This window comes from Algoriphagus litoralis (assembly GCF_003259255.1).
Classification (GTDB): domain Bacteria; phylum Bacteroidota; class Bacteroidia; order Cytophagales; family Cyclobacteriaceae; genus Algoriphagus; species Algoriphagus litoralis.
Genome location: NZ_QGOL01000009.1, coordinates 269,203 through 285,299 on the forward strand (window position 1 = coordinate 269,203; position 16,097 = coordinate 285,299).

The 16,097-nt window shown below is 41.1% G+C and carries 15 protein-coding genes; 6 read left to right on the top strand and 9 right to left on the bottom strand.

The window, feature by feature from the left end; all coding sequences use genetic code 11:
* The first annotated feature begins 1 nt into the window (after position 1).
* Both DK188_RS12665 and DK188_RS12670 read left to right on the top strand, forming a co-directional pair.
* On the top strand, positions 2–340 hold the full coding sequence (locus tag DK188_RS12665) for a hypothetical protein (protein ID WP_111671193.1): 339 nt from the start codon (positions 2–4) through the stop codon (positions 338–340).
* Positions 341–430: 90 nt separating this feature from the next.
* Positions 431–1,423 (top strand): TerC family protein, encoded by a 993-nt coding sequence (locus DK188_RS12670; protein ID WP_111671194.1) that lies wholly within the window; start codon positions 431–433, stop codon positions 1,421–1,423.
* A 71-nt stretch (positions 1,424–1,494) separates the two neighbouring features.
* Here the strand turns inward: DK188_RS12670 and DK188_RS12675 are convergent, their stop codons facing one another.
* Positions 1,495–4,719 (bottom strand): S41 family peptidase, encoded by a 3,225-nt coding sequence (locus tag DK188_RS12675; RefSeq protein ID WP_111671195.1) that lies wholly within the window; start codon positions 4,717–4,719, stop codon positions 1,495–1,497.
* A gap of 615 nt (positions 4,720–5,334) precedes the next feature.
* On the opposite strand from DK188_RS12675, the gene DK188_RS12680 reads away from it, so the two are divergent.
* Positions 5,335–6,642: a cation:proton antiporter gene (locus DK188_RS12680; protein ID WP_111671196.1), complete on the top strand. Its 1,308-nt coding sequence runs from the start codon at positions 5,335–5,337 to the stop codon at positions 6,640–6,642.
* Between the two features lie 375 nt (positions 6,643–7,017).
* Here DK188_RS12680 and DK188_RS12685 read toward each other — a convergent pair whose 3' ends face one another.
* The 7 genes from DK188_RS12685 to DK188_RS12715 form a co-directional block, all read right to left on the bottom strand.
* Positions 7,018–7,509, bottom strand: a complete 492-nt coding sequence (locus tag DK188_RS12685; protein ID WP_111671197.1) for a hypothetical protein — start codon at positions 7,507–7,509, stop codon at positions 7,018–7,020.
* Between the two features lie 408 nt (positions 7,510–7,917).
* Complete coding sequence (locus DK188_RS12690; protein WP_111671198.1) at positions 7,918–8,613, bottom strand: DUF2490 domain-containing protein; 696 nt, start codon at positions 8,611–8,613, stop codon at positions 7,918–7,920.
* 111 nt (positions 8,614–8,724) lie between these two features.
* Positions 8,725–9,486, bottom strand: coding sequence for a carbonic anhydrase (locus tag DK188_RS12695; RefSeq protein ID WP_111671263.1), 762 nt, complete (start codon positions 9,484–9,486; stop codon positions 8,725–8,727).
* A 192-nt stretch (positions 9,487–9,678) separates the two neighbouring features.
* Entirely contained in the window at positions 9,679–9,993 is a 315-nt protein-coding gene (locus tag DK188_RS12700) for a hypothetical protein (protein WP_111671199.1), read from the bottom strand.
* Between the two features lie 191 nt (positions 9,994–10,184).
* Positions 10,185–11,741, bottom strand: a complete 1,557-nt coding sequence (locus tag DK188_RS12705) for a glycoside hydrolase family 99-like domain-containing protein (RefSeq protein ID WP_111671200.1) — start codon at positions 11,739–11,741, stop codon at positions 10,185–10,187.
* Between the two features lie 67 nt (positions 11,742–11,808).
* On the bottom strand, positions 11,809–12,357 hold the full coding sequence (locus tag DK188_RS12710) for a GNAT family N-acetyltransferase (protein WP_111671201.1): 549 nt from the start codon (positions 12,355–12,357) through the stop codon (positions 11,809–11,811).
* Positions 12,358–12,376: 19 nt separating this feature from the next.
* Positions 12,377–12,670 (bottom strand): phosphoribosylpyrophosphate synthetase, encoded by a 294-nt coding sequence (locus DK188_RS12715; RefSeq protein ID WP_111671202.1) that lies wholly within the window; start codon positions 12,668–12,670, stop codon positions 12,377–12,379.
* Positions 12,671–12,963: 293 nt separating this feature from the next.
* On the opposite strand from DK188_RS12715, the gene DK188_RS21480 reads away from it, so the two are divergent.
* The 3 genes from DK188_RS21480 to DK188_RS12730 all read left to right on the top strand — a co-directional run bounded on the left by DK188_RS21480 (position 12,964) and on the right by DK188_RS12730 (position 14,935).
* Positions 12,964–13,140: a hypothetical protein gene (locus DK188_RS21480; protein ID WP_157963236.1), complete on the top strand. Its 177-nt coding sequence runs from the start codon at positions 12,964–12,966 to the stop codon at positions 13,138–13,140.
* Between the two features lie 80 nt (positions 13,141–13,220).
* On the top strand, positions 13,221–13,661 hold the full coding sequence (locus DK188_RS12720; RefSeq protein WP_111671203.1) for a hypothetical protein: 441 nt from the start codon (positions 13,221–13,223) through the stop codon (positions 13,659–13,661).
* A gap of 548 nt (positions 13,662–14,209) precedes the next feature.
* Complete coding sequence (locus DK188_RS12730) at positions 14,210–14,935, top strand: hypothetical protein (RefSeq protein WP_111671205.1); 726 nt, start codon at positions 14,210–14,212, stop codon at positions 14,933–14,935.
* Between the two features lie 191 nt (positions 14,936–15,126).
* Here DK188_RS12730 and DK188_RS12735 read toward each other — a convergent pair whose 3' ends face one another.
* Positions 15,127–16,089, bottom strand: a complete 963-nt coding sequence (locus tag DK188_RS12735) for a transketolase family protein (RefSeq protein ID WP_111671206.1) — start codon at positions 16,087–16,089, stop codon at positions 15,127–15,129.
* Positions 16,090–16,097 lie beyond the last annotated feature (8 nt).

Genomic DNA, 16,097 nt, shown 5'->3' on the forward strand with positions numbered 1-16,097 from the left:
CATGAAAAAGCAGGTGATATTTTCAATTTTATTTCTGAGTTGGATTTCAGGTGTTTCACTTGCCTGTTTTTTTCATCCCGTTCCTGATTATCAGTCCACTGAGAATCATTCCAGCTCAATAAGTTTGGATGAAAGCCCAAAAGTACATCAGATCTTAAATTCAGGTTTTGGAGTAACTTTTGGGGACCATAGTGTAAACTTTTCTGCTTTTGTTCAAGAAAATGTTTTTTTCCTGAATGATGCCTTTGAACTGCTGACTCAATCCATTGGCAAATCGGCTGAAATCCGCCCACATTTTAATAGTAGAATCCTTTTGGCCGCATTTTTTGAGACTTGGTAGGAAAGCTTTCCAAGCTGAGCGCAGCCATTTCGCGCTAGCTTAAGACCAAGCTTTAATCTTTTTATTCCAAAAATCTTCATTCTACTCCGTATGGATTCATTAATCAATCATCCCGGTATTCTTATCGGGTTTGCCCTGCTGGTATGCATTATGCTGCTGCTTGATTTGGGCGTTTTCAATAAAAAGAGCCATGTCATCTCCAATAAAGAAGCCGCTATCTGGTCGATTTTTTGGATTGGACTTTCCATGGTTTTTAGTGTCTTCATCTACATTGTCACCAATGAACAGGTGGGGATGGAGAAGTTTTCTCAGTTTCAGTCTGCTTACTGGATCGAAAAGGCCCTTTCGGTAGATAATCTGTTTGTATTTATCCTCGTGTTTGGTTTTTTCAATGTACCTCGAGAGTATCATCACAAGGTACTTTTCTGGGGAATTATCGGCGCTTTGGTGATGCGTGCGATTTTCATTTTTGCAGGTGTGGGAATTATCAATTTGACCTACCTGCCGGAAATGACCATCTGGGAGCGAAGTGTAAAGATAAATGTTGTATTGACGCTGTTTGGTGGGTTTTTAGTTTATGCGGGATTTAAGTCTTGGTTTGCTAGTAAGGAAGAAGAAGGGGAGAAGGACTACAGCAAAAACCCCGGAGCACAATTGATCTACCGATTTTTCAAGGTGACTCCAGAATATCACGGCGATAAATTTTTTGTGGTTAAAAACGGAGTGAAAATGGCCACGCCGCTATTAGTGGTTGTTGCCGTAATTGAATTCACTGACTTGCTATTTGCGGTGGATTCTATCCCTGCGATTTTTGCCATTGCTCCCGACGATCCCTTCATACTCTATACCTCGAATATCTTTGCTATTCTTGGACTTCGATCCCTCTATTTTCTTTTGGCTAATTTCATTCACATGTTTAGTCGACTGAAATTTGGACTGGCCATCATCCTTGCTTTTATCGGATTCAAAATGCTCTCAGCACCGATCTACCATGTTGACTCTACGCATTCCTTGGCTGTAGTAGGCAGCATTTTGATCTTGTCAATTGGGGCTTCGGTGATTTGGCCAGAAAAGAAGTCCTGATCACCTAAACAAAAAAGGTTTCACCATCGTCTTTGGTGAAACCTTTTTTGTGTTAATGGATAAAATGTTTTCTAGTTTCCTTTAGGTCTGAAGTAGCGAATCGGTGCTTTTGGTTCAGGTTTCAATTCAATCCCTTCAGTAGGAATTCTGTCCAATGCTTCTTTGACGGCTCGCTCCAGTTGTGGGTCACGACCTTCGATCACGTCTTTTGGCGTTTGCTCCACAGCGATATCAGGAGAGATGCCTACCCCTTCCACGGCCCATTCCCCATTGACATCATAGAATCCACCGCGAGGTGCAACCATTCTGCCTCCGTCTACAAATGGTGGGGTATCCCAGGTTCCAACCAATCCGCCCCAAGTTTTGGTACCGATCAATGGACCGATTTCCATCTTGTGGAAAAGGTAGGGCAGGAGGTCTCCACCCGAACCAGCTCGCTCGTTGATCAGCATGACTTTGGGACCCCAAATGCCTGACATTGGCGTGGTAAATGGTCGGTGGTCGTTTGCTCTTGAATTGAAATAACCGTGTAGGTCTCGGGCCATGATATCGACCATGTAATCCGCAGCAGAGCCTCCGCCATTGTTTCGTTCGTCGATCACTGCGCCTTTTTTATCTTGCTGCGCAAAATAGTATCTGTTAAACGAGGTATATCCTGGCTGACCCGTGTTGGGTAGGTAGACATAGGCCAGTTTTCCTCCGGAAAGTTCATCTACCTTGCGCCGATTCCCTTCTACCCAAGCGATACTGCGCAATTGACCTTCATTCGCCACAGGAATCACCTGGATGACTCTGGCGCCTTGTAAACCTGCTTTCGAATTCAAATGAATTTTGATAGGTTGACCAGCAGTTCCTTCAAAATAGCTGTAGAAATTGACTCCGGGTTCAATTGGTTTACCATTTACCCCAACTACATATTCACCAACTCTTGCCATAGCTCCTGGCTGGGCGAGAGGGGCTTTTAGGTTGGGATTCCAGCTTTCGCCAGTATAGATTTTTTTGATTCTATACAGACCATTCTCGACTTCGTAATCAGCACCAAGCAAACCGATCGGTACCGAATTCACCTCTGGAAAATCTCCTCCTCTGGTGTAGCTATGACCCACGGCCACTTCTCCACCGAGGATATCGATGATGTAATTCATATCGCTGCGGTGGCGGACATGATTCACCCAAGGCTTGTACCATTCGTAGATTTCATCCCAAGGAGCGCCGTGTACATTGTCTACATAGAGGAAATCCCGCTGATATCTCCATCCTTCGCGATAGATCTGTTGCCATTCCTCCATCGGATTGACTTTAACTTTCATCGAGCTTATTGCTTTCAAGGCTCCATCACCAGACTTTTTACCCGATCCTGAAGTTTCCACGATTCCCCATGTTGCGCCACTTTGGTAGAGAAGAGATTTTCTGTCTTTTGAGACGACTACTTGGTTGACATTCGGGAAAAACACCTCTGATTTGCGCTTTTTCAGATCGTACTTGTGCAGTGTAGTGCCTTGGTTGGGGATGCTTTCCATGTAAAAGATAAAACCTTCCGGAGCGGGTGCCAATCCAGTATAATCCCTCGCTGGAACGTCTAAAGCAACGATGCGCTGTTGGATTCCTTCCTCATCGATCTTCACTGTGACTGCACTCTCCGATTTCTTTTCCTCTTTTTTGGTCTCGGTTTCTTCGTCGCTCAGTGGCAAGAAGGGTGAAGAATCGCTGGCATTTAATACTGCCAAATACAGGCTTCTGGTAATCGGATGATCGTAGCTACTCATGTCTAACCATCCTGTGTTCAATCCAAAATCTGTACTTGCCAAGAAATACAAGTATTTCCCACTTTCATCCCAAACTGGAGAAATCGCATCTGCCATCGCATCGCCAATCTGAATCTTTTTGTTGGTTTCCACATTCAAAACAAATACGGATTTGAATTGATTATCCATCAGTCGTACATAGGCGATCCACTTGCCGTCTGGTGACCACACTGGATTCATGCTGCGATTGGGATGGGCAAATCGGTCTGTTTCCACCACTTTGGCATTGCCGGTGGCTACATTGACCACCCAAATCTGGTAATCGGTATCTGTAAAAGCGATATGTGCACCGTCTGGAGACCATTCCGGCTTGAAGAAAAAGCTGGGATCTGGTAAATTGATTGTTTTTTGGGTTATTCCCTCCTGATTGGCGATGACCAATTCATATTCTCCCTTTGCATCGGAAAAATAAGCTATCTGCTTGCCGTCCAGTGACCAGACCGGAGCCCGCTCAGCAGACAGCGAGGAATTGGTTACATTTCTACCTGCTCCGTTTTCTTTGGGAATGGTGATGATCTCACCCCGAAACTCAAAAATTGCACGCTGTCCGGTAGGAGAAAGCTGCGGATTACTGAGCGCATTTGCACTGACATTTACCCACCGCTCACGCGCCCAATTAAAGTCCCCATTAACATTGATAGTAAGTTGTTGACTTTGACCTGAGGCTGGGTTTAATAGGTGTAAATAGCCTGCTTGTTCGTAGACGATTTCGGATCCATTTCCATCCAGACTTTTGATGTCAAAGTCTTTTAGGAAAGTCTCCTGCTTCTCCTGTCCGGTGGCTGGGTCAAATGACCAGATGTTGGCTAAAAAATCCCGCTCCGAAATGTAATATACTTTGCCTCCCAGCCAGATCGGATCGGTATGTCGTTCATTATCTGTTTGGGGGGTCATGGTTAAGGAATAATCTTTTAAATCCACAATCCAAATTGGCTTGGCTTGTCCCCCTCGGTGATTTCTCCATTCTGGATCCCAAAATGAAATCTGTTGGTAAGCGATGTGATTTCCGTCCGGAGAAATTTCACCATTTACAGCTCGGGGAATTGGCATAGCTTGAGGGATTCCGCCATTTTTGCTTATCGTAAAAAATTTGGATTCTTGGGTAGCATGGCCTTCCCTTCCTGAGGTGAAAGTGATATGATTTCCGTCTGGCGTCCAGCCTGTAACTAAGTCAGCACCCGGATGCCAGGTAAGCCGTTGCGGTTCACCGCCAGTAGCAGGAATGAGGTAGACGTCGGTATTTCCATCGTATTCGCCCGTGAAAGCGATGTGTTTTCCGTCTGGAGATAAGTGGGGGAGCGTCTCTTCCCCTTCGTTGCTGGTAAGGCGAATAGCACTGCCTCCGGATTTAGGTACTTTCCAAAGGTCATTGGCATAGACAAAGACGATCTCTGTTTGACTCAAAGTGGGTTGACGAAGTAATTGGGTTCCTTGCCCGAAAGCTGAGAAACCAAGCCCTGAAGCTATAATTAGCGTTACTATTCTTTTCATCAGAATTAGAAAATGATTTGATCTAAAGTAGGATACTTCGAATCAATTCCACAAACCGACGATAAAAATTATCAGACTAGTACTGAGCCATTGGAATCCCTTAACTTAACTTCCTGATCCTGATTCTTGCTTCTTGAATGATATGATCCATTTTTTGCTTTACAGCTTTTGACCTAAAACAGCCATTAACCATAAAATTTGAATTTCTTGGAATCGTATTCAATACATTAGAAGAATGGTTCAATACTTGATTTTCAATTGTCAGACCGAAACCCCATAGAAGATTTCATTTGAAAGATTGAAAGACAAAAATGGTTTCTGTGCGTTTTTATTTTAATTCAAAACGAAAGGTATTCGGTATGACTGGGTGGATTGACTAGTTTCCTCCTGAAAAAATGCTCACAATGGGTAAATTATTAGACATTTTGAAGCCCTTTTGCAGAATGGCTGTTTCATTTAGTTTTGATTATTTTAGGAGCAAAGCATTTAAAAGCTTTTGAAAGAATGGAAAGATTTTTTCATCGACCTAAAGGTGAAAGAAAACCAAAACACTGATTTTACTCGATTTCCGGTTTAAACTGAATTGAGCATTACCTATTTCTAACTGAATATAAAATGGAGTTTCTGGAGAGTTTAGCATTTTTTGATCCATACGAAATTCTTCTATTAGCTCTAGGTCTGGCAATTCTTGCCGCAACTTACCTCCCAAGATTTCTATCTACATTTCCCATATCAATGCCCATGGTAGTCCTAGCTTTAGGACTTTTTACCAGTTTTTTTTCCTTAAACCTTGATCCGGGTTTCATGTATTCTCAAACCAAGCTAATGGAACATGTGACCGAATTGGCGGTCATCATAGCTTTGATGGAAGCAGGCCTGAAGATCGACCGGTTGTTTGATTGGAAATCATGGAGAATACCCTGGAGACTGTTAGGTGTCACGATGCCATTGACAATATTGTTCGTTTGGATAGCGGGATGGTGGGCAGGAGGTCTTGTATCTTCGACAGCTTTATTGTTAGGATCTGTCATCGCACCGAGTGACCCGGTATTGGCAAGTGATATCCAAGTGGGAGGGCCAAATCAAGGTGCAAAAGATGAAGAGACAGGAAAAGAGGAATCGGAAGCAAAGAAAGAAGAAGATGAAGTAAGATTTTCTCTTACCTCAGAGGCTGGTTTGAATGATGGATTGGCTTTTCCGTTTACTTACCTGGCAATATTCATCGCTGCATCGGGCTTTAGTCAAGAATTAGTATGGTCTTGGCTTGGCACCCATGTTATTTTTAAAATTGGGGTTGGAATAGCAATAGGGTATTTAGGCGGTCGGGTAGCAGGCAGATATTTTTTAAATACTTCAGCCTACAGCCATCAATCTAAAGCAATTTCAGGATTAGCTTCCTTGGCCCTGACACTTATCATTTACGGGTTGACTGAGCTTGTAGCAGGCTATGGATTTATTGCAGTTTTCGTAGGAGCCCTTACTTTGAGACAATTTGATCCTGATCATTTTCAGCATTCTCATCTTCATGGTTTTATTGAAAAGACCCAGCGTGTGTTTACCGCCAGTATGATTCTGATTTTGGGAATCATTGTGGGTCAGGGAATATTGGCAGAAGTAACGATTGAAGAGATCCTGATCACGATAGTAATTGTATTTATCATTCGGCCTGTGGCAGGAATTTTTGGGCTGATTGGGGCCAAGCTTCCAAAAATGGAAAAGTGGGCAATCAGCTTTTTGGGGCTTAGAGGGATAGGCTCCCTGTATTATTTCTATTATGCCATTAACCAGCAGGAGTTTGAAGGTCAAAACTCAGTTTTGAATATAATCCTGCTCACGATACTCTTTTCTATTGTAATCCACGGAATACTTGCTCCATTGATTATAAAGCGACTGGAGAAATCAAAATCTAGCCTTCAATCCTGAGCGGATTTGATAATCTCGTTTCCTAATCCTAATCATTTATTGATACTAGAGCCTCTATACTTGGTGCTAAAAAATACTTTCTGCCTTACTTCTCTGCTCTTTTATCTAAAAATAGCCAATGGCGCCTCCTCACGGCTTCTTGATCATATCAAACCTCAATTGTGCATTTAATTAAGCAATTGGGTTGAAGGTCCATCTGCTGGGTCAATTAAACTGGCACATTTTCGTCACCGGTCAAGGGAGGCATCATCAGCTTTACTAGAACTCAGTCTTCCTCTTTAAAAAAGAGTGTATTCTTCTAATTGTCCATTAAACTGGGAAATAACTCAGAGAGCAAATCCTAAGCGAGGGTACGCAAAGGATCTTCGCTTTTACTCAAAAATCTGTTTCCGTATTTTCATTTGGGTTTGAACCTTTTTTTTCATTCGACAGACTTGATTTGTCGGCGTCATGTCCTGGACGATAGGGGTCATCCACTTCCCGGGTAGGCTCCTTGATAATGGATCCTTCTTCATCTACCAAGTAATTGTTTTCTTCTTCTTCTTCAATCTCCTTGTACGGATCTGGTTGCTTTTCATCTTCAGGCAGATGACCTTCTGTGTCGGTGTGGATTCGATTGGGATCAGATACTTTTTCTACAGATCTGTCCTCCTGTTCTTGGTCACTGTCCTTTTTTTTGGAAGGAACTTGGTGATCATCCATTTTGCTGTTTTGAAAGAAATTTTGATGATTTTGATCCAAATGACGAAAGTATAATACACTATCGTAGTTACGCCTCCGATAGTGGCTTTGCGTGGCCACTTGATTTTTTGGAGCTTGATTTTCCAAAACAGCGGAAGAATCTGAATTTACGTTTGTAGTAGTCATGGTTATTTGCTTTACGGTTCATAGAAAAGAAAACCAAAAGTCAATCCGAAAAAAGCCTCTGCCAGGAATTCCAAAGAAATCAGCCGATTTTGAATCGCTGGAAAAATAAATTATTAGAAATGATTTCGATTGCCGGGATAATTAAAGAATGAGAGGTGTGGAAAATTAACCCTGAATTCCACAGGATGGGAAAATACTGCACCATAACAGCTGTTTCCTTTAGAAGAAATTGGGAGAGACCCTCAATAAAGTCCACCTCACGATCACTGCGCTTGTCTACAAATCGAGGCCATTTTGACCAAGTGGCAGAGAAGCGGATAAACTGATTTCTTGTATTGAGGAATCAAAAACCCCTTCCCATAGAAAGGGATTTTGAATTCAGGTGCGGCAGATCTACTGATGCCTCAATCAGAACGTATGATGAATACTAAATTGTGCTTGAGCTTTACTGTAGCTATCTACGGTCTGATTCATCCAGCCTACCTGAGTTCTTAGGTTGTCTTTGATTCCATATCCTAAACCCAGATAGGTTCTGTTTCTGTCGAAATACTGCACTGTTCTCCCATTACCGATGGATTTTTGCCCATTTATGAAAATTTCATTGTATAGCGCCAGATAGACAGTTTTTTTCTCCAGGGCGGTTTTATTCAGCGGGATATTGAGCAATACATTATACCGGTACCGGGTTCGAAAATCCTGATTTTCGACCCAACGCTGCTCATATCTAAACCGGTGAGTGAAGTAAAACCGTTCCCCGACTTTCTGGGGTAGCAGTGCCTCTTGGTAGATTCGATGTTCGATAGCATTTTCCCGGCTTTCACCAAATTCTCCAGAGGAGATAAAACCATACCCAAGCGTCAAGGTGACTCCTGTATTGACCGGCCGATAGGTGAGGCCGGTTCGTAGAAGCAATTGCTCTTTATCCGAGCCAAAATTCCAATAGCGAAATTGGTAATCACCCTGAATTCCAAACCTACTTTTTTCAAAGGGCTTGTTAAAGAAATACATGTACCATGCTCCCAGCTGGTCATCGTCCACTTGCGTTTGTGCTTTGCTTGAAAAAATGGACAGTGACACTACGATCGATAGAAAGAGTTTTTTCATTTTTGGATAAGGTAAGGGCTATCTCAAAATGCTACTGGATCATTTACCTGTGACAAATTCAATTGTGAATGATTAGCGCTTTTGAGACAGCCTCTTTTGATTTTAAATCGATTAATTGGCAAATTTTGGTAAGCTTGTAATAGTCTCTTCGATAAAGTTGACATACCCTGTCTTCAGATCATATACCGCGCCTACGATCAAAACTTCGCCTTTTTCTGCCTTCCTGCTTAGGACAGGCTCCAAGTTACGTAGCATCTTGACTTGCTCAATTACATTTTCACGAATGGCAAAATCCAAAGCCTCTGCTGGTGCAAGATTTGCTGCTTTTGCCCGAAGCGAAGCTGGTTTAATGGCATTGATCAGCGTGACTACATGCCCTGGAGGATTCTCAGGTAGTTTCATGGCAGCATCTACGGCTCCACAGGATTGATGACCCAACACCACGATTAAGTTGGTCTTCAAGACAACTGTAGCATATTCAATAGTTCCAAAAGAGGCTTCAGCCATCACCTGACCGGCAGTTCTCGTGATGAAAAGATCACCTACCCCCTGATCAAAGATAATTTCATTGGGAACACGGCTGTCCGCACAGCCAATGATGGTTGCAAATGGGGCTTGTCCTTTTTCAGTGTTTTTGAGGTCAATATCCGCTTGCCTTGGCTTGACACTTTTATCTTCAGCAAACCTTCGATTTCCATAAATCAGCTTTTTTAAGCCATAATATGGGTCAAGGTATGCACTGTCACGATCTGCGAAATATTGGTTTTTCTCTAGTTTCAGCAGACTGTCTATGACGGTTTGTGCAGCTGCATTTCCGGAAAATGCAAGGAATAACAGGACGCCAGCTACTGCTAGCTTTGAGTTTAGTTTCATAGAATGAAGATTAAATACTGTCTTACCCATTTAACAATCCATTAGTCAAAAATGGATCTTTGAGCTACTCTCTCTTAGGGTAGAAGTATTGTTTTTAGATAAGATTTAGCGATCGATGGATCATACAGGAATCCCGAAGAAGAATTCTAGAATGAAGCAATCGAGATAAAATTGGAATTTATAGAGCTGGGCTTATGAGCAAAAAAAACACTCTGGAGGGAGATCAATAGCTAAAAAAGGGGAGTAGGACTTTTTCAAAATATACTTGTCAGCATGTTTTAAAACTAACCCAAAACCAAAGCTTATACTTGGTTTTTTGTGGAAATAATTATCCAAATTTTCATCTTTTTCATTTTTCTCTTCCTCACTGTCAAAATCTACTAATTCAAAATGTCCAACTATTCCGGCATTCGAAAGACTATCAGCTCCTTTAAGTCCAATGGAGACTAAGAGACTTAGTGAAAAAAGAAGTACAAATGAATGAGATATTCGCAAAATCTGAGGCATTTACAACCAAACCTGAAATTTCAGATTTGGTTTGAGAACGGTATAAAAAAAATTGATGAAGCCTCTAAAATCGATTGATTCTCAGAAGCCTCAATCTATTCACGCTCCTTGTGACAAAAAGGAAAGCGATAAACTCCTAAACCCGATTTCAATCTTTTCAACTTTCAGATCCTGGAAACGGAATACGGCTCTCAATTCCCAAAAACCTCTTTTATAGCCTCCAAATAGCTGAATCCGTGCCCCTCTGTCGGTTCGATGTAATTGCCCTCCAGGTATTCGTTCCAGCAGCAGATCATCACCGTGTTGCCATTGGCCGGACGGTATTTCCTGGAGACTTGTTGGGCTTCTTTGAGTTTGGCGGTGAAGGAAGACTTGTCGCTATGGACTTTGTCTTTGTAGGGCTCAGAAGGGAATCCAGTCGATTGGGGCCAGGTACCTCCTGCAGGACGCATATCCCAGCCCATGGCCACGGGTACTTGGTATTCGAAAGTAGGATCTCCTTTGAACTTTTCGCTCCACATGTTCCAATGTCCTCTATATGTTTCCCGCATATCGGCAAAGGAGCGATTGTCTTTTTCCATAAAGTTATGATAGACATAGGCGGTCATTCCTTCAAATCCCATCGACTTAAGTCGGGGTACAAATTCCTGTAAAAGCATGCGCTTTTGGTATTCTCCTCCTTCCCAGGGTTGATTTGGATTATTGGGTTTCCAGAGTGTGGGCAAACCATACATTCGCTCCCGCTCGAGCATAGGTCCTGCCATCACTGCGATGAATTTGATTCCCGGCAGCCCAGATTTTTTGGCGGTAGCCTGAGAGAGCTCCAAGAGATCGTTTAAAGTCAACCCATAGTATGCAGCTCTAGATTCCGCATCTTGAGGAAAATAAAAATAGACCACGGGACGTCCATCCTCAGCCTTGAGGTAGTCTGCTCGGGAGAAATACTGATCAATCCAGAGCTGGGTGATTTTTTGGTGCACTTGAAGATAAAGTTCTTTGGTAGGCTTTTCTCCTTCATAATTTGCCTTTCGAGCGAGTTCTTCAGGTGAGCCGATTTTCAGCCAGAGTTTCCAGCGTTCATCAGAATCATCACACCAATTGATGGCGAACTTCATTTGTTCTGCTTTCGGGAGTTTGGCGTTTTCTGCCAATAGCACTTCCAACTGATCTCCCCATTCAACCAGTCCAGGCACTGCCACGCGACCATCCCGATTTGGATCAATTTTGCCTCCTTTGGGATAATAGATTTTTGACTGGGGACCAAAGTAGAGATGGTGATAATAATGCCTTCCAAAAAACCAATCGTAAGCAAAAAAATCAATCCCGTAGCTTTTCATGAATTGAAGTTGTTTCCGCGCTACTTCTGGATCTGTCCGTTTGTAGAAGCCCTTGAGTTCTTTGATGGGTTTCCGGTTTAGATAGGGGCCTTCATAAGGATACTTGGAGTTGTAGATCCTACCCTTAGGACCCCAAATCCCGGGATTCTGAAGGCTGGAACAGTTTTTAGGATCTTGGAGACATGACCAAAAGCTATCGCGGTCTACTGCGGGGTCAGGAGAAGTATTCCAAGAAGGCATAAAATAAACCCCAACCAATTCATCAGGATCATCATCGGAAAAAGCAACAAAGCTCGCCAAAGGATTTAATTCGGCAGTTTGGGTATGAATGGCCTCTGCTGTTTTCTTTTGGCAGGCGCAAAGTAACAACCCTATGAGGCAGGAAAAAAGAGGAATTAAAACCTTCTTCATGGTGGTAAATTTTATTAAAACTAGTTTCAATATTTAAAATAAACCACTGATTCTCTACATGTTTTAATCAAGTCAAGCTTTTCTTCATGATTTGAATTTGCCGGTACTGAGGAAAGACCCGCTCAAAATCCAACGTATAGGTCAGTACTTTTTCAAATCCTATTTTTTGATAAAACCGCATGGCCTGCGGCTGGCATTCCATCGCTTCCAGCCAGATCGCCTCGATGCCATTTTCAACAGCTACATTTTCACAATGGGCGAGAAGATGCTGAGCGATACCTTTTCCGTGAAAATCCGGATGCAAATAAAGCCTGTGAAGTTTCATCGCATTCGGGATCTCCACTTCCCGTGGAGAAAAGGGGAAGTCATACTTTAGAATCCCGATTTTTCGATCCGACACTTCCACAAAAAAGTAGTGGGTCAGGGATCTTTTGAGCTCTTTGTAAAGCGTGTGCGGATTGTAAATCAGATTGACATACCAATCTCCCTCATCCGTCCAAATGTACCGATACCCCAAACGATACACTTCGTCCATTAGGGCAAATAATGTGGGTTGATCTTCTTTTTGAACAGGAGTTAAAACAAGCCTTAGCTGGGAATCAAGGGTGATTTTCATTCCCGAAATTAAAAAAAAACTACTTGAATTTTTCCATCAGTTCGGCTGTCATATCGTCCGAATATACCCCGTAAGAATTAACTACAACGCCTTTGACTTTTCCGTCCAGAGATGATATGGCATATAAGATCGCTTCATCAGAGGGATTTGTGTTTCCTTCGAATCGAAAGGTCTTATCAACTTCAAATTGAGACGGGAGCAGGCAGATATCGCCGCAGATCAAACTGTCAAATCGGATATTGAAATCTTCGGTATAGCCTTCTTTTCGGAGTTTTTCGAGAGTTTCGACGAGTGTGGTTTCGTAGTGCTGCATGGTTTTAAAAATTGGTTGCTATAGTTTACGAGGATAAGGGAAGAAAGTGCTATTTGCAATAATAACATTTGCCACAACGTCTCAAAGGAATCAACAAGCAAATTGAGTGAAACGCTTTCCTAAATGGTTGGGCTGATTCTCCTCTAAGAGTAAAATTCGGGTTCAAACTTGGTGTAATTTTAGAGCCCTGCTTCCGATAACTATCGGGCCGGGCCTTTCGCAAAAAAGGTTTACAAAAGTTTTTTCTTGCGCCCGACCCTGTTTTGTTTTTCAACCAAATTTGTAATTTGCTTATGATGAAAGACGCTATGAAAGTAGACCAATTGCATCCCGATAGCTATCGGGATGGTAAGGATATTAGGGTAGGACAAGGTGTTAAGAAATCTTCCCTTTGGAAGATTTTAACCTTGGGGCAGTATGCAGGGCGGGCAAACTTGACCCAGCACCTACATGGATTTCAGAAGTGCTAAGGTGATAGAGAGTAAAGGGGATTTCTTTCTAAGTAAAGGAAATATTTATCCCAAGTCAAATCAAAAATATTTTAATAGTTATGATATTTAGTAAGTTCTATTTTATTTTGTTTTTGTTTAATATTTCGTGCACCCAATATTCCAAGAACTGTATCGTTGACTTTCATTTTGATAGGCCAGATTATCCTTCTCCTGACGTTATTGAATTAGTTATTCAAGTTGCTGATGAAAAGCTTTTTAAAGATATTGTTAACGGTGAGTTTAGATCTATTCATATTGATAAATTGACTGACCAAAACTTGAAGTATCATTTTCCAATTCCTAAAGAAGATGTTTTGAGTAATTTTCAATTTCGGTTGTATATCGAAACCTCATATTTTCATAAAAAATTAATTAATAGTTATGAGCTAGATAAAAGGTTAGAAGAACTTTTGAATACTCTTGAGGTTGTAATTTTTTTTAAAAATGAAAAAGTTATAATCGGATCTTGTGAATCCCTTTTGGGTGTATCAGGATCATGATTAGGACTAGAAGGGGATTTATAGGTTTTATAGTTGAAACTGAATTGAATCAAAGGAAGTGATTTTAGTTTTTTATAAAGCTCTTTTTTATAAGTATTTTATTTGGCTAAAGCGGGTGTTTCCTAGTTATCTAGGTATCGAGGATACTGCGAGCTCCATTATTATAGGAACATTGTTTTATTTAAAAATCTTAGTTATATTTTTATGGATAAATAATTTTTTAATTAACTTCATCTATTTTAATGATACTGTTTTTTATCTTTTGTATCTTATCACCTTGATTTATTTTTATATATTTTTGGTAAAGAAAAACTGGGAAGAGATTGAAAAAAAGTTTAAAAATAGCGAATATTTAGATACTTTTAAATGGACTGCCATTGGCATAATCTATCCAATTCTTGTAATCTTTGTTTTTGTTAAAACAATAATTATTGTCCTAAATTAAAATCTAGTTTTGAGTCCCCCACTTAACGTAGTATGGAAATGATTAGGACTCGGTGTAATATAGAATTACAAATTCCTTTCAGCCTCAGAAAAGACGATAGAAAATGAAAGTAAATAAAGTGAAATTATTATTAACTATATTTTTTATTTTAATAGGTTTTTACCTTTTTAGGAATAGATCTATTGATTCATCTAAAAAGATGGAATTAGCTGTTCTTCAAGATCTTGAGACAGATTTCCTATGGAGAACTTTGAGGTATATACCAGAGGATGTTTCTCGGAGATTTAACTTTAAGTTATTTGAAGAAAAAGGAAGAGAGAAAATATATTGTGTGGAGTATTTCTATAAAAGTGTGTTCTTATCCTTTTATTTTGGAGTGTCTGAAGATGGGGATGTAGATATTATTAAAAATGGCTTTATCGTAGAGACAAAAAAGAATTATCAATTATCCGATTTGATAACGATAAAAACATTTGACAAAGTGGCTAAAGTGTTTGATTGGTCAGAGTTAGAGATAAAGAATAATTTTTCTTTTTTTCTTTCGAGTTATTGTGATATTGAAAATAGTCACGTTTTAAGGAGTTTGGATGATTATGAGGATATTATTAGGTTGTTTCCTATAAAGGATAGAGATGAAACTGTGCTTACCAATATATTGACTGAGGATAATATCATTGATGTTTTGAATAGTCAAAAAAATGATGATTTTTTTTTCTGGTATTATGATAAAGGGTTGTACAAGTTCGTTTTTAATATAGATAATGGTGAGGTAAAAATGATTGAATCAAAGTTTATTGGAAATTTTGGGAATGAGATTGGTCATCTTTAATTACTGATTGATTTTTAAATTGAGGTTTTGAGCTGGGATTAAAACCCCCACTTGGTATTATAGTGATATGATTTGGGTTATGTATATGATATAATTTCAAATTCCCCCAACATCAACCCAAAACAAAAAATCCTGCCTCCGAAGAAGCAGGATTGCTTATAAGACCTTTTAGGTTTGGAAAACCTTAAAGATTATTTCCTCGCCAAAGCTCTTTTTGCAGCTTTCACGATATTCTCAGCATTCAGCCCGTATTTTTCCAGCAGTTGAGTAGGCGTACCTGACTCGCCAAAGCTGTCATTGACCCCCACATACTCCAAGGGAGCTGGATTGTGGCGAATCAGGGTCTGCGCAATGCTATCGCCCAAGCCACCGTTGATCTGATGCTCTTCGGCAGATACCGCGCAACCTGTCTTTTTCACTGATTCCAAGATCGCTTCTTCATCCAGAGGCTTGATCGTGTGGATATTGATCACCTCGGCATGGATTCCTTCTTCTCTTAGCATGGCTTCAGCAACCACAGCTTCCCATACGAGGTGGCCGGTTGCGAAGATGGTCACATCTTTTCCATCGATCATTTTCCAGGCCTTGCCGATCTCAAACTTCTGATCAGCAGGAGTGAAAATCGGCCAGCTTGGTCGACCAAATCTCAGGTAAACAGGTCCTTCGTATTCCGCAATCGCCAAGGTTGCAGCCTTGGTTTGATTGTAGTCGCAAGGATTGATCACCGTCATGTGTGGGAGCATTTTCATCATTCCCAAGTCCTCTAGGATCTGGTGCGTAGCACCGTCTTCACCCAAAGTCAAACCCGCGTGAGATGCACAGATTTTCACGTTTTTATTGGAATAGGCGACGGATTGCCGGATTTGGTCGTAGACTCTGCCTGTGGCAAAGTTGGCGAAGGTGCCTGCGAAAGGAATCTTGCCACCGATAGCCAGACCAGCCGAGATACCAATCATGTTTGCTTCTGCAATCCCGGTTTGAAAGAAGCGTTCCGGAAATTCTTTTTGGAAATCGCCCATTTTAAGGGATCCGATCAAGTCAGCACAAAGCCCAACGACATTGGGGTTTCTTCGTCCTGCTTCCAGGAATCCATCCCCGAATCCGGAGCGGGTATCTTTCTTTTCTGTATAAGTATATTTTAAATCTAAGCTCATGATAAAGT

Coding starts and splice junctions, on each gene's coding strand:
- DK188_RS12705 (WP_111671200.1), bottom strand. CDS start 11,741: ATGAAGAAGGTTTTAATTCCTCTTTTTTCCTGCCTCATAGGGTTGTTA.
- DK188_RS12690 (WP_111671198.1), bottom strand. CDS start 8,613: ATGAAAAAACTCTTTCTATCGATCGTAGTGTCACTGTCCATTTTTTCA.
- DK188_RS21480 (WP_157963236.1), top strand. CDS start 12,964: ATGATGAAAGACGCTATGAAAGTAGACCAATTGCATCCCGATAGCTAT.
- DK188_RS12720 (WP_111671203.1), top strand. CDS start 13,221: ATGATATTTAGTAAGTTCTATTTTATTTTGTTTTTGTTTAATATTTCG.
- DK188_RS12715 (WP_111671202.1), bottom strand. CDS start 12,670: ATGCAGCACTACGAAACCACACTCGTCGAAACTCTCGAAAAACTCCGA.
- DK188_RS12665 (WP_111671193.1), top strand. CDS start 2: ATGAAAAAGCAGGTGATATTTTCAATTTTATTTCTGAGTTGGATTTCA.
- DK188_RS12675 (WP_111671195.1), bottom strand. CDS start 4,719: ATGAAAAGAATAGTAACGCTAATTATAGCTTCAGGGCTTGGTTTCTCA.
- DK188_RS12700 (WP_111671199.1), bottom strand. CDS start 9,993: ATGCCTCAGATTTTGCGAATATCTCATTCATTTGTACTTCTTTTTTCA.
- DK188_RS12685 (WP_111671197.1), bottom strand. CDS start 7,509: ATGACTACTACAAACGTAAATTCAGATTCTTCCGCTGTTTTGGAAAAT.
- DK188_RS12670 (WP_111671194.1), top strand. CDS start 431: ATGGATTCATTAATCAATCATCCCGGTATTCTTATCGGGTTTGCCCTG.
- DK188_RS12680 (WP_111671196.1), top strand. CDS start 5,335: ATGGAGTTTCTGGAGAGTTTAGCATTTTTTGATCCATACGAAATTCTT.
- DK188_RS12710 (WP_111671201.1), bottom strand. CDS start 12,357: ATGAAAATCACCCTTGATTCCCAGCTAAGGCTTGTTTTAACTCCTGTT.
- DK188_RS12695 (WP_111671263.1), bottom strand. CDS start 9,486: ATGAAACTAAACTCAAAGCTAGCAGTAGCTGGCGTCCTGTTATTCCTT.
- DK188_RS12730 (WP_111671205.1), top strand. CDS start 14,210: ATGAAAGTAAATAAAGTGAAATTATTATTAACTATATTTTTTATTTTA.
- DK188_RS12735 (WP_111671206.1), bottom strand. CDS start 16,089: ATGAGCTTAGATTTAAAATATACTTATACAGAAAAGAAAGATACCCGC.